Origin of the sequence: Micromonospora sp. WMMC264, from assembly GCF_027497275.1 — a bacterium.
Lineage (GTDB): Bacteria > Actinomycetota > Actinomycetes > Mycobacteriales > Micromonosporaceae > Micromonospora > Micromonospora chalcea.
On the sequence record NZ_CP114907.1, the window covers coordinates 1 to 12,411 of the forward strand.

Below are 12,411 nucleotides of genomic sequence, written 5' to 3' on the forward strand. Positions count from 1 at the left end.
CCCAGCCGATCCGCTCGATGACCTGGTCACCGGTCAGACCGGCCTGTTCGCGGAGCCGGCGCAGCTCGATGCCGAGTCGACGGCGGCGCAGAATCGGGCCTGGTACGGCAGGAGGCACGGCGTCCTCTTTCCCGTCGACCGTCGCAGGACGCGACGGTAACTGTATGAAATTCGCCCCCCACGGTCAGTATGGACGTCGCGACCGGCGTCGGAGGTTCCGGCACGGGCGTGTCACGAGACAAAAAGAGGACTGTGGAGGGTGTCTTCACCAGCGCCCACCCCCGACGCGCCCCTGGTGGCGCACCCCTGCCGGAGGCAACCCGATGCGCACCGTCCTGCGCCGCCCCGACTTCCGTCTCCTCTTCGCCGCAGTGGTGGCGAGCATGGCGGCGGAGTCGGTGCTGCTGCTCGCCCTGGCCGTCTGGGTCAAGGATCTGACCGGGTCGGACAGCATGGCGGGGGCGACCATCTTCGCGGTCATCGCACCGATGGCCCTCGCCCCGCTCGTCGGCTGGGTGGTCGACCGCTACCGCCGGAAACCCTTCTTCATCGCCGCCAACCTGGTCGCCGCGGCGCTGCTCAGTCCGCTGCTCACGGTCCGGGACCGCTCCGACGTCTGGGTGATCTACGTGGTCGCGGCGTTCTACGGACTGTCGTACATCACCCTCGCCGCCGTGCTCAACGGACTGATCCGGCATCTGGTTCCGGCCGAGTCGCTGGCCGACGCGAACGGACTGCTGCAGACGGTCCGGCAGGGCCTGCGGCTGATCGGGCCGCTCGCCGGGGCGGGCGTCTACGCCGCCGTCGGCGGCTGGCTGCTCGCCGTCCTGGCCATGACCGGATTCCTGGTGGCCGCGGCGGTGGTCGGCCGGCTGCGGGCGCAGGAGCGGGAACCGTCCCGGTCCGGCCGCCGCGGGCCGTCCGAGCTGAGCGCCGGGCTGCGCCACCTGACCGGCGAGCCGGCGCTGCGCCGGGCGCTGCTCGGGTACGGGCTCGGCTCGCTGGTGATGGGCTTCACCGAGTCGCTGATCTTCGCGTACGTCGACCTGGGTCTGCGCCGCGAGGCCGCGTTCGTCGGCGTGCTGGTCATGGTGCAGGGCGTCGGCGGCCTGGTCGGCGGCCTGTTCTCGGCCGCCGTGGTCCGCCGGTACGGCGAAGTCGGGGCGCTGGCCGCCGGGGTGACGTTCTTCGGACCGGCCGCGCTGGCGCTCGCGTACCCCCGGTTGTGGCTCGGGGTGGTGGCGCTGCTGCTGGCCGGCCTGTCGCTGCCGCTGACCATGGTGGGGTTGAACACGCTGATCCAGCGGCGGACGCCGCCGCGGCTGCTCGGCCGGGTCACCGCGGCGTCGGAGGCCCTGGTCAGCGGTCCGCAGGCGCTCTCCATCGGCACCGGCGCGCTGCTCGTCGGGGTGTTCGACTACCGGCTGCTGTTCGCAGTGGTCGGGGCGGTCACCACGGCGGCCGGCCTCTACCTGTGGCGGGGCCGCGGGCTGAGCGCGCCGGTCGCCGGGCCGGTGCGGATCCCGGGGCCCCGGAAGCCGGCCGACGACGGCGTGCTCAGTCGGGGCGGCTCCTGAACGACGGCGAGCGGCCGTACCCCGGGTCGGGTACGGCCGCTCGCAGTGTCGCGGGAGATCAGCCGGGCAGCGCGGCCAGGTGCTGCTTGACCTGGTTGATCGAGGGGTTGGTCAGGGCGCTGCCGTCGGCGAAGCGCAGCGTCGGCACGGTCTGGTTGCCGCCGTTGACGCTCATCACGAAGTCCGCGGCCGCGGGGTCCTGCTCGATGTCGACCACCTCGTACGCGATGCCCTCCCGGTCGAGCTGCGACTTCAGCCGGTGGCAGTAGCCGCACCACGGGGTGGAATACATCGTCAGCATGGTCTGGTCCTCCAAGGGGTGGCTCGCGCCCGGTCCGATCAGGCCAGGCTAACCGCTGCAACGTCACACGATGCTGGGATGATTCCCTGCTGTGGGCGTTCACTCAGGTGCGGAACGGGTGCTGGCCGGGCTGGATCCGGAGCAGCGGTCCGCGGTGACCGCCCCGGCCGGGCCGGTCTGCATCCTGGCCGGCGCCGGCACCGGCAAGACGCGGGCGGTGACGTCGCGGATCGCGTACCGGGCGCTGACCGGCGACATCGCCGGCCGGCACGTGCTGGCGGTCACGTTCACCGCCCGCGCCGCGGCCGAGATGCGCAGCCGCCTCACCGTGCTCGGCGTGCAGGGGGTGCAGGCGCGCACGTTCCACGCGGCGGCGCTGCGGCAGGTCCGCTACTTCGCGCCCCGGCTGCTGGCCGGGCGGGCCATGCCGGAGCTGCTGGACAGCAAGGTGCGGGTGGTCACGCTCGCCGCCGCCAAGGTCGGGCTGCGCGCCGACCGGGCCGCCGCGCGCGACCTCGCCGCCGAGATCGAATGGGCCAAGTCGTCGCTGGTCGAGCCCGGGGAATACGTGGTCGCCGCGGCCAAGGCGCTGCGCGAGACGCCGTACGAGCCGGCCCGGGTGGCCGACGTGTTCGACGCGTACGAGCGGCTCAAGCGCGGCAACGGGGTGATCGACTTCGAGGACATGCTGCGCGCCGCGGTCTGGGGCATCGAGGAGCATCCGGACGTCGCCGAGCAGGTGCGCAACCAGTACCGGCACTTCGTGGTCGACGAGTACCAGGACGTCAACCCGCTCCAGCAGCGGCTGCTGGAGGCGTGGCTGGGTGGCCGGGACGACCTGACAGTGGTCGGCGACGCCAGCCAGACGATCTACTCGTTCACCGGCGCGACCTCGTCGTACCTGGTCGACTTCCCCCGGCTGCACCGGGGCGCGACAGTGGTCCGGCTGGTCCGCGACTACCGCTCCACCCCGCAGGTGGTCGGGCTGGCCAACGCGGTGATCTCCCAGGCGCGGGGCACCGAGGCGCGGCTGCGGCTGGAGCTGCACGGCCAGCGCCGGCCCGGTCCGGAGCCGGAACTGCGGATCTTCACCGACGAGCCGGCCGAGGCGAACGCGGTCGCCGCCCGCTGCCGGGCGCTGGTCGCGGGCGGCACCCCGGCGCGGGAGATCGCTGTGCTGTTCCGCACCAACGCGCAGTCCGAGGCGTACGAGAAGGCGCTCTCCGAGGCCGGCGTGCCGTACGTGCTCCAGGGCGCGGAGCGGTTCTTCGAACGGCCCGAGGTGCGCCAGGCGATGATCGCGCTGCGCGCCGCCACCCGGTCGGCGTCCGTCGACACGCCGCTGCCGGCCGCCGTGGTCGAAGGGCTCTCGGCGGTCGGCTGGGCGCCCGACGCGCCCCCGCCCGGCGGCGCCGCGCGCGAGCGGTGGGAGGCGCTCGCCGCGCTGGTCCAGCTCGCCGAGGAGTACGCCGCCGACGCCGAGGCGGAGCCGGGGCTGACCGGGTTCACCGAGGAACTGGCCCGGCGGGCCGCCCAGCAGCACGTGCCCACCGTCGAGGGGGTCACGCTCGCGTCGCTGCACTCGGCGAAGGGGCTGGAGTGGGACGCGGTGTTCCTGGTCGGGCTGGCCGAGGGCACGCTGCCCACCACGTACGCGAAGACCATGGAGCAGGTCGAGGAGGAACGGCGGCTGCTCTACGTCGGGATCACCCGGGCCCGGGAGTGGCTCTGGCTGTCGTACGCCACGGCGCGCTCGCCGGGTGGGCGGGCCCGGAGGCCGTCGCGCTTCCTGCCGCAGCTCGACCGCTCCGGCGGCGGCGAGCGGGCCGGCGGCGGCGGACCGGCGCGGCGGGCCGAGCGGCGCCGGCCGCAGGTGGTCTCGTGCCGGATCTGCGGCGCGACGCTGCTCGCCGGCGCGGACCGCAAACTGGGCCGCTGCCCGACCTGCCCGTCGGACATCGACGAGGAGCTGTACGAGCGGCTGCGCGAGTGGCGGCAGCGGGTCGCGGGAGCGCAGAAGGTGCCGGCGTACGTGGTCTTCACCGACGCCACGCTCACCGCGCTGGCCGAACGGAAGCCCGGTCGCACCGAGGAACTGGTGGCGATCGCCGGGATCGGGCCCCGAAAAGTCGGGCTTTACGGTGATACGGTCCTCGCCCTGGTGGCGGGCGCCACGGTGGACGAGGTCTGCTCACAGAAAACTTCTGAAAACTAGCCGTAAATCGTTTGCCCTCGCCCGAGGGCGAGGAATAGCCTCATGACACACCTCGCGAGCGGCGCTGTTCTGGCTGCTCAACGGGGATGAGTCCACGGTCGGCACGAGGAGAGTAGGGAGGTGGCACCAGTGAAGATCTTCAACTATGAGCGTCTCGCGGCGATGCCGTCTGCCGTCGCTCCGCTGTCGGCTGTCCGGGTGGCCCTCGCCGCTCGACCGTCGGCTCCGCAGGTGCACCAGGTCCAGGTTCAGGCCGAGCTGAACCTGACCGTTGCGCCGATCGCCGGAGTCGAGGGGACCAGTGGCTTCGCGGGCAAGGGCATCGATGGCGCCAAGAAGCGCACGGATGTCCGCGGCGTTCCACCTCGAGGTAGACCGGTCTGATCCATCAGACGCCGGCTCACCTCGAGGCCGCGGAACCCGCACACCGGGATCCGCGGCCTCAGTTTTTTGTCCCGCCGAAGTACGTCGGAATGCGATCCACGAGATCGAAGTGAGAGAGAGGTGACCGGAGGATGAGTCTGGCGTTGGCCCCCCTCGACGTGAGCGTCGACGTGGAGGCGAACCTGCCCTGCCGGAAGTTCGACCCCGACCTGTGGTTCTCCGACTCGCCCGCCGAGCTCGAGCTGGCCAAGTCGCTCTGCGGGGACTGCCCGCTGCGCGTCGAGTGCCTGGCCGGGGCGGTCGAGCGAGCCGAGCCCTGGGGCGTCTGGGGCGGCGAGATCTTCGAGCGTGGCGCGGTCGTCCCGCGCAAGCGGCCCCGTGGCCGTCCGCGCAAGGAGGACCTCGCCCGCGACGCGCAGCTCCGGGTCGAGGCGGAGGCGCGACTGGCGGCCAGCGGGCTGTCCGAGTCGCGTAGCGCCGTCCGGCTGGCAGCCTGACACACCTACGTTCCAAGACCGACCGATGCCGGTGTCCCTCCACCGGCCGACCTGAGAGAGAAATTCTGATGCTGAACCTGCCGAACGGATTCGAGATGCAACTACTCCACGAAGCGTTGTCCAGGGCCCGAATGCGCCGGCCTCAGGCCGGTCGCACCACCACGAGCACTGAGGCAACCCGTTCCGCCCGTACCGTCGCCATGCGGAGTCGCAGCCAGTCGGCACGCGACCTGGGCGTCCTGTAGAACGATCGCGTGAGGAAGGGGCGGTGACCTGCTGGTCACCGCCCCTTCGCCTGTTCCGTGCCCAGCCGGTGCTCAGGGCACCGGCGCGAAGCCGGGCAGCCAGCGTTCCAGGATCGACCGGTAGGACGCCTTCGCCTCCAGCTGGCAGAGCACGCCGATCGAACCCAGCGTGACCCGGTGGATCATCAGATACGACGGGGGCAGGTTGAGCTGGCGGCTGAGCTGGTACGCGGGGGAGCGGGGACTGGCCAGCCGGGTCGCCTCGGCGCGCAGCCAGGCCCGGGTGAAGCGGAACTCGTCGGCCGCGATCGGCTCCAGCATCGGACGCAGGAAGTCGAGCACCGCCGGGGCGTCGATCGACTCGGTGCGGCTGACGAAGCCCTCGGCGCGCAGCCCCTCCACCACGGCGTCGGCGTCGCCGTTCAGCGCGAGCGCCGCGATCCGGCCGATCGGCTCCGGCGTGCCCTGCGGCATCCGGGCCACCGCGCCGAAGTCGATCACGCCGAGCCGCCCGTCCGGCAGCAGCCGGAAGTTGCCCGGGTGCGGGTCGGCGTGCAGCAACCCGGCCCGCTCCGGCGCGGAGAGGTGCAGCTCGGCCATCAGCCGGCCGGCCTCGTCGCGCTGCTCCTCGGTGCCCTCCCGGATGATCTGGGACAGCGGGATGCCCTCGACCCACTCGGTGATCAGCACCCGGGGCGCGGCGTCGAGCACCTCGGGGATGAAGATGTCCGGGTCGTCGGCGTACGCGGCGGCGAACGCCCGCTGCGACTCCGCCTCCAGCTCGTAGTCCAGTTCCTCGGTGATGCGCTCGCGCAGTTCGGCCAGGAGCGGCTTCACGTCCAGCCCCGGCTGGATCGCCCGGAACATGCCGCCGAGCCGGGAGAGCTGCTTGAGGTCGGCGAGCAGGGCGTCACCTGCGCCCGGGTACTGGATCTTCACGGCCACGTCCCGGTGCTGCGGGCCGCCGTTCGGGCCGTACCCGGGGTCGCGCCAGAGGGCGCGGTGCACCTGGCCGATGCTGGCCGCCGCGGCCGGGGTGTCGTTGAACTCGACGAACCGGTCGCGCCAGTCCGGGCCGAGCTGCTCGGCGAGCACCTTGTGCACTGTCGCCGCCGGCAGCGGCGGGGCGGCCTCCTGGAGCTTGGTGAGCGCCTGCCGGTAGGGTGCGGCCACCTCCTCGGGCAGCGCCGCCTCGAACACCGACAGGGCCTGGCCGAACTTCATCGCCCCGCCCTTGAGCTGCCCGAGCACGCTGAACAGCTGCTCGGCGGTGCGCTGCTGGATCTCGGCGGAGATGACGTCGGACGCGAGCCCGGTCACCCGCTTGCCCATGCCGAGGACGGTTCGACCGGCGAATCCGAGCGGCAGGGCGGCGAGTTTGGCGGTGCGGGACACGGCCCGGCGCGGGATGTCGGTCACCCGGCCATTGTTACCGACTCGGGGCCCTCGCTGCTGCCGTGCGGCCGGGAGCGGCCGGGGCCGACCGGATCGGGCGACGCCGGCAGCAGCCACAGGAGGGGTGCGGCGGCCACCGTCGGTGACGCACCCGGCCCGGGGCTGCGACCTCCACCGCGCCGCCGAGCGTCTCCGGGTGGCCGCCGTCGAGCTGGGCCAGCGCCTCGGCCGTGGCGAACGCGGCGGCGGCGAGCCGGGTGGTGGCGGCGCAGGCCCGCTCGCCCCGGTCGGCGGCGAGCTGGGCGGCGAGCGCCGGCCAGTCCGGGTCCCGGTCGCCGCGGTGCAGGTCGAGGCAGCGCAGGCACGGACCGACGGGTGGGCGGACCAGCGGGCCGATCACGGGTACGCCGCCGCGCAGGTCGAGCAGCAGGTGGGGCTGGCGTCGCCGGGCGTACCCGGTGGCCAGCAGCTCGGCCGGCCGGTCCACGCCGAGCTGCACCACCAGGTCCGGCCGGGCCGCCCGGATCGGGGTCGTGGCAGTGCCCGGCGCGCACCGCTCCAGCGCCGCGCGTACCGCCGGGCCCAGCGGCCGGCCCAGCTCCGCGGCGGTCAGGCCGGTCCCGACCAGGTCGCCGACGCCGACCGGGCCGGCCAGATCGGGTACGACGTGCCCGACGCCGGCCTGGGCCAGCGCGACGGCGACCGCCGCGCCGAGTCGTCCCGTGCCGGTGACCAGCACCCGGGCGGACCGGCGGCGGCGCAGCAGCCGGGCCGGTGTGCCGGGCAGGTCGGGGCAGGTAAGCGCCAGCGCGGCGGCCTCGGCTGCCAACCGGGTCCGGACCGCGCCGGCGAGGTCACGGGGGAACAGGGCCTGCGCGGGCACCACCAGGCCGGCGTCGCGGAGCGTGTCGAGCAGCGCGCGTGCCTCGTCGGGCGGCACCCGGGCGGCGCCGGCCTCGGCCAGCACGGCGCGTTCGCTGCGGGTGCCGTCGAGCAGGTCGAGCAGGCGGGCCGTGCCCGGCGAGGACATCTCCAGCAGCACCGCCCGGCCGGGCAGCTCACCGAGTTGGAGCGTGTGGCGGTCGCGCCAGAGCCGGGTCAGGCCGGGCAGCAGGATCGGACGGACGAGCGGTGTCGGATCGGTCACGGCACCGATAGTGACCGTCTCCAAGCGCTCCGTCGTTCGTTGTCCACAGGTGCGGCGAGCCGTGGCCAGCCTTGTCCACAGGATCTCGCCGGTTTTCCACAACTGGCGGGTAACTGTGTCGGTTACCCGACGGGGAGGGCGGCCGAGGGCCGCCCTCCCCGTGGAGCGGTCAGACCTTGGCCTTGCCCAGGATGCGGTTCACTGTTGTGCCGCACACCGGGCACTTGCCCTTGGCCATGTTCATGCCGGTCTTCGAGACCTCCACGTGCCCCTCGAAGTCCCGCTTCTCCTTGCACTTGACGCAGTAACCGTTGTAGGTCTGGGCCTGGTCGGCCACGGTAGCCTCCTCGTCTCGTCCGCCGGAGGTTGTCCCGGCGGTCTCCCTGCGGCCGAACGTGACGTCGGCGCCGGGGGGTTCTCCGCGATCAGTCACCTGACCGTGGTTGGCGGACCCTACCCAGGTCTGGGCGGTTCCATGTCAGCTGTACGCCGACTCTGTGAGCTAGTCGACGTCGAGAGTGTGCATGCCGAGTTACGTCGGATAAGTCAGTTTCGCGCGGACACGCCGGGTAAAAGCGCCCAGATCCCCTTCGTGTGCCCCTGACGCCGGTCACTCACCGTAGATCACTTAACGTTGCAGAGGGTCGGTTGGTGATGGTCATCTACCAGCGCAAAGAATTTTTTCTGGACTCCTGACAATCAACCGCCATTTTCCGGGCGCGTGTCGTCGTGTTGACTCTTGCGGAGTCCTGGTCAGTACGCATTAGCTTTCCATCGTGACAGTCAACCGAGGCTGCGCGGGCCGGTAATGGCCGTGACGCGGAAGCCCGTCGTCGAGGTACGGCGCAGTCAGCGCCGGCGGCGCACGGTGTCCGCGTACCGGGACGGGGAGCGCGTCGTCGTGCTGATCCCCGACCAGTTCTCCCGGGCCGAGGAGAGCGAGTGGGTCGACCGGATGCTGGCCCGGCTCGCCGCCCGCGAGGGCCGGCTCGCCCGCTCGGACGCCGAACTGCTCGCCCGCGCCCGCCGCCTGATCGACAGCTACCTTCCCGAGTACGGCTCGGCCGCCGTGCCCGCGAGCGTGCGCTGGGTGACCAACCAGAACGGCCGCTGGGGCTCCTGCACCCCCGCCGACCGCACCATCCGGATCTCGCACCGGATCCAGGACATGCCCGACTGGGTGATCGACTACGTCCTCCTGCACGAGCTGACGCACCTCATCGTGCCCAGTCACAACGCCGAGTTCTGGGCGCTGGTCGCCCGGTACCCGCGCTCGGAGCGGGCGCGCGGCTACCTGGAGGGCGTGGCCGCCACCGCCGCCATCCCCTGACCGCGCCCCCGCCCTCTGGCGCCCGCGCGGTCGATCATGAAGTTGACCTGGTGATCCGTCCGTTTCGTCACCGTCAACTTCATGATCGCGTGTGGGGTGGGGTTAAGGTCGGCGGGTGTCCCGACGTGTGGTGGTGGCGTTGCTCGGCCCGGTGACCTGGACGCCGCCCGGAATCGAGCCGGCGCGATGGCGTACCGCCCTCGCCGAGGACGTGGTGGACCTGCTGGCCACGCTGAACGAGGTGGAGACCGCCGTCGCGGTCGCCGCGCGGGACCGCTGGCTGGCCGACGCCGTGGTCTGGCCCGGCACCCCGGTGTACGAGGTGCCGGAGCCGACGCCGAACGCGGTGTTCGCGGCGCTCGCCGCTGCGGGCTACGACCAGGTGGCAGTGGTGGCGGCGGACGCGCCGGACGTGCCGGGGCTGACGCTCGGCAAGCTGCTGCGGCCGCTGACCACCCGGCCGGTGGCGGTGGCCCCGGTCGAGGGAGGCGGAACCGGTCTGCTGGGAGTGGCTGCTCGACTGCCCGTACCGGCGTGGTTGCCGGCGCTGGACCTGGACACGACCGCGCCGGCCGAGGTGCGCCGGGCCGCGCCGAGCCCGGGGGACGTGGCGGTCACCGCCGGCTGGCGCCGGATGCGCGGTCCCGCCGACCTGGCCGCGCTCGACCCGGCCGTCGAGGGCTGGGAGGCCACCCGGGCCCTGCTGTCCGGCCGCCCCGTCTGACCCCTGTCCCTACTGCCTCGCCGCGCATCCGGCCACTCCGCGCATCCGGCCACTCCGCCGATCTTGGAGTTGTGGTGCCTGACAAACGTCGCTACCCGGGCATCCTGGGCGCCACAACTCCAAGATCGATGGGCCGGGGCGGGCGGGCCGGGCCGGGGCGGGCCCGGGGGTGTGCTGCGTCAGCGCTTGTCGTCGTCCTCGCCGGGGGACTTCTCCTCCGGGGCGCCCGGCGCGGAGAAGTCGAAGTTCGCCAGCTCGTCGTCGAGATCGGTGCTGGTCGTGGCGAACGCCTCCGGCGCGGCGAAGTCGTCGTCGGAGGGCAGCAGGTCCGGGTGGCCCCAGATCGCGTCCCGGCCGGCGATGCCGCGGTGCTCGGTCAGCGCCGCCCACAGCACAGTGGCCTCGCGCAGCCGGCGGGGCCGCAGTTCGAGACCGACGAGCGCGGCGAACGTCTGCTCGGCCGGGCCACCCGCGGCGCGGCGGCGGCGGAACGCCTCGCCGAGGCGTACGACGTTGGGGAGGCGGTCACCGGCGGCGCTGTCGACGACGTGGCAGACCCAGCCCTCGACCAGGGCGAGTACGGTCTCCAGCCGGGCCAGCGACGCCTTCTGCGCGGGAGTGTCCTCGGGCGTGAAGATGCCCTCCAGCGCGATCGCCTGCATCGACTCCGGGTCGGTCGGGTCGACCCGGCCCATCGCCTCCTCGATCGCCTCCCGGTTGACCCGGATGCCCGCGGCGTAGTTCTCCACCGCGGTCAGCACGTGCCCGCGCAGCCACGGCACGTGCTGGAACAGCCGCTGGTGGGCGGCCTCGCGCAGGGCCACGTAGAGGCGTACCTCGTCCTCGGGCAGCTCCAGGCCCTCGCCGTACGCCTTGATGTTGGCGGGGACGAGCGCGGCGGTGCCGGCGGGGCCGAGCGGCAGGCCGATGTCGCCGGCGGAGAGCACCTCGGCGGCGAGCGAGCCGAGCGCCTGGCCGAGCTGGCCGCCGAAGAGCGCGCCGCCCAGCGTGGCGACCATCGACTGCATCGGGCCGAGCTGGGCGCGGGCCTCCGGCGGCACCAGGTCGCCCATCGCGCCGACCATCCGGCTGGCGACCGGGTCGCAGAGCTTGCGCCACACGTCGAGCGTCTTGAAGATCCACTCGTTGCGGTTCCAGGCGACCGAGGTGCGGATGCCGGAGGGCCACGAGGTCGCCGGCTCCAGCCAGAGGTCGGCGATGCGCAGCGCCTCCTCGACCGCGTTGCGTTCGAACGGCGACACCGCCGGGTCGCCGGCGGCGGCGAGCTGGCTGGCGGCTACCTGCCGGGCCAGGTCCCAGTTGACCGGCCCGCTGCCCGGCGCCGAGAGCAGGTGCTGCAACTGCGACATGAACTGCTGCATCGCCGCGGGATCGTTGGGGTCCGGTGGTTGACCACCCGGGAGCGCGAAACCGAACGGAATATCAGGCACGACGTCTACGGTACGCGGGCCCCGCCGCAGGTCGTGCCACTCGGCGTTGCGCTGAGGGCGAAGTCCTCGGGTCACCGCGCCGGGCGGCGGGGCGCGGATCGGTACGCTCTGGCGCATGAGACGTCGCGGCGTGACCGTCCTGCTCGGTGCCCTGCTCACCGCACTGCTCAGCGTCGGTGTGCTGAGCGTGCCGCTGCCGTACGTGGTGCTCGGCCCGGGTCCGACGGTGAACACGCTGGGCAGCGAGGACGGCAAGGAGGTCATCCAGGTGACCGGCCGCTCGACGTCGACGTCCGCCGGTCAGCTCCGGCTCACCACGGTCGGCGTGCAGCCGACGGTGCGGCTCCGTTCGGCGCTGGCCGGATGGTTCTCCTCGGACGAGGCGGTGGTGCCGCGCGAGCTGGTCTACCCGCCGGGGCAGTCGCAGGAGGAGGTCGAGAAGCGCAACGCGGAGGACTTCCAGAACTCGCAGACCAGCGCCGAGACGGCGGCCCTGCGTGAGCTGGGCTACCCGATCAAGGTGCTGGTCAAGGCGGTCACGGCGGGCGGGCCGTCGGCCGACGTGCTGCGCCCCGACGACGTGCTCACCTCGGTCGACGGGGTGCCGGTGACGAGCGCGGCCAAGCTGACCGAGCTGATCCGGTCGAAGCCGGCCGGCACCGCGCTGCGGATCGGCTACACCCGTGGTGACACCCCGGGCACGGCCACGGTGACCAGCCAGGAGCAGGACGGCCGGCCGCGGATCGGCGTGGAGATCGATCAGCAGCAGCCGCACCCGTTCACCCTCAAGATCGACCTGGGGGACATCGGCGGGCCGAGCGCCGGGCTGATGTTCTCGCTCGGCATCATCGACAAGCTGGAGCCGGCCGACCTGACCGGCGGCAAGATCATCGCCGGTACCGGCACCATCGACGACGAGGGCCGCGTCGGCCCGATCGGCGGTATCGCGCAGAAGCTCGTCGGCGCCAAGGAGGCCGGCGCGAACGCGTTCCTGGTGCCCGCCGACAACTGCGCCGAGGCCGTCCGCAACCCGCAGCCGGGCCTGCCGATGCTGAAGGTCGCCACGCTGGACGAGGCATTGAAGGCACTCGAGGCGCTGCGTACCGGGGGGCAGCCGACGCGCTGCTGAACCGGCCGGGACCACG

The 12,411-nt window shown here is 73.0% G+C and carries 13 protein-coding genes; 7 read left to right on the top strand and 6 right to left on the bottom strand.

Annotated elements, in window-relative coordinates; all coding sequences use genetic code 11:
• A partial coding sequence (locus O7542_RS00005) for a helix-turn-helix domain-containing protein (RefSeq protein ID WP_348651590.1) occupies positions 1-118 on the bottom strand: 118 nt, incomplete at its 3' end.
• Positions 119-323: 205 nt separating this feature from the next.
• Here O7542_RS00005 and O7542_RS00010 point away from each other — a divergent pair.
• Positions 324-1,577 (top strand): MFS transporter, encoded by a 1,254-nt coding sequence (locus O7542_RS00010; RefSeq protein WP_043328456.1) that lies wholly within the window; start codon positions 324-326, stop codon positions 1,575-1,577.
• A 58-nt stretch (positions 1,578-1,635) separates the two neighbouring features.
• Here the strand turns inward: O7542_RS00010 and O7542_RS00015 are convergent, their stop codons facing one another.
• Complete coding sequence (locus O7542_RS00015) at positions 1,636-1,878, bottom strand: mycoredoxin (RefSeq protein WP_043328458.1); 243 nt, start codon at positions 1,876-1,878, stop codon at positions 1,636-1,638.
• A gap of 91 nt (positions 1,879-1,969) precedes the next feature.
• Here O7542_RS00015 and O7542_RS00020 point away from each other — a divergent pair, with 91 nt between their 5' ends.
• The 3 genes from O7542_RS00020 to O7542_RS00030 all read left to right on the top strand — a co-directional run bounded on the left by O7542_RS00020 (position 1,970) and on the right by O7542_RS00030 (position 4,974).
• Complete coding sequence (locus O7542_RS00020; RefSeq protein ID WP_281605535.1) at positions 1,970-4,093, top strand: ATP-dependent DNA helicase UvrD2; 2,124 nt, start codon at positions 1,970-1,972, stop codon at positions 4,091-4,093.
• 129 nt (positions 4,094-4,222) lie between these two features.
• Positions 4,223-4,477, top strand: coding sequence for a hypothetical protein (locus O7542_RS00025; RefSeq protein WP_082931090.1), 255 nt, complete (start codon positions 4,223-4,225; stop codon positions 4,475-4,477).
• Between the two features lie 131 nt (positions 4,478-4,608).
• A complete protein-coding gene (locus tag O7542_RS00030) occupies positions 4,609-4,974 on the top strand; it encodes a WhiB family transcriptional regulator (RefSeq protein WP_030503670.1) in 366 nt (121 codons plus the stop codon).
• 317 nt (positions 4,975-5,291) lie between these two features.
• Here the strand turns inward: O7542_RS00030 and O7542_RS00035 are convergent, their stop codons facing one another.
• The 3 genes from O7542_RS00035 to O7542_RS00045 form a co-directional block, all read right to left on the bottom strand.
• A complete protein-coding gene (locus O7542_RS00035) occupies positions 5,292-6,638 on the bottom strand; it encodes an AarF/ABC1/UbiB kinase family protein (RefSeq protein ID WP_030503671.1) in 1,347 nt (448 codons plus the stop codon).
• A 10-nt stretch (positions 6,639-6,648) separates the two neighbouring features.
• Positions 6,649-7,761: a TOMM precursor leader peptide-binding protein gene (locus tag O7542_RS00040; protein ID WP_140946507.1), complete on the bottom strand. Its 1,113-nt coding sequence runs from the start codon at positions 7,759-7,761 to the stop codon at positions 6,649-6,651.
• 169 nt (positions 7,762-7,930) lie between these two features.
• Positions 7,931-8,098, bottom strand: coding sequence for a DUF5679 domain-containing protein (locus O7542_RS00045; protein WP_007464795.1), 168 nt, complete (start codon positions 8,096-8,098; stop codon positions 7,931-7,933).
• Between the two features lie 471 nt (positions 8,099-8,569).
• Between O7542_RS00045 and O7542_RS00050 the strand changes: the two genes are divergently transcribed.
• Positions 8,570-9,091, top strand: a complete 522-nt coding sequence (locus tag O7542_RS00050) for a M48 family metallopeptidase (protein ID WP_043328464.1) — start codon at positions 8,570-8,572, stop codon at positions 9,089-9,091.
• Between the two features lie 115 nt (positions 9,092-9,206).
• Complete coding sequence (locus O7542_RS00055; RefSeq protein WP_281605536.1) at positions 9,207-9,815, top strand: hypothetical protein; 609 nt, start codon at positions 9,207-9,209, stop codon at positions 9,813-9,815.
• Positions 9,816-9,994: 179 nt separating this feature from the next.
• Here O7542_RS00055 and O7542_RS00060 read toward each other — a convergent pair whose 3' ends face one another.
• Positions 9,995-11,266, bottom strand: a complete 1,272-nt coding sequence (locus O7542_RS00060; RefSeq protein WP_082931089.1) for a zinc-dependent metalloprotease — start codon at positions 11,264-11,266, stop codon at positions 9,995-9,997.
• A gap of 115 nt (positions 11,267-11,381) precedes the next feature.
• On the opposite strand from O7542_RS00060, the gene O7542_RS00065 reads away from it, so the two are divergent.
• Positions 11,382-12,395, top strand: a complete 1,014-nt coding sequence (locus tag O7542_RS00065) for a PDZ domain-containing protein (protein WP_176722737.1) — start codon at positions 11,382-11,384, stop codon at positions 12,393-12,395.
• Positions 12,396-12,411 lie beyond the last annotated feature (16 nt).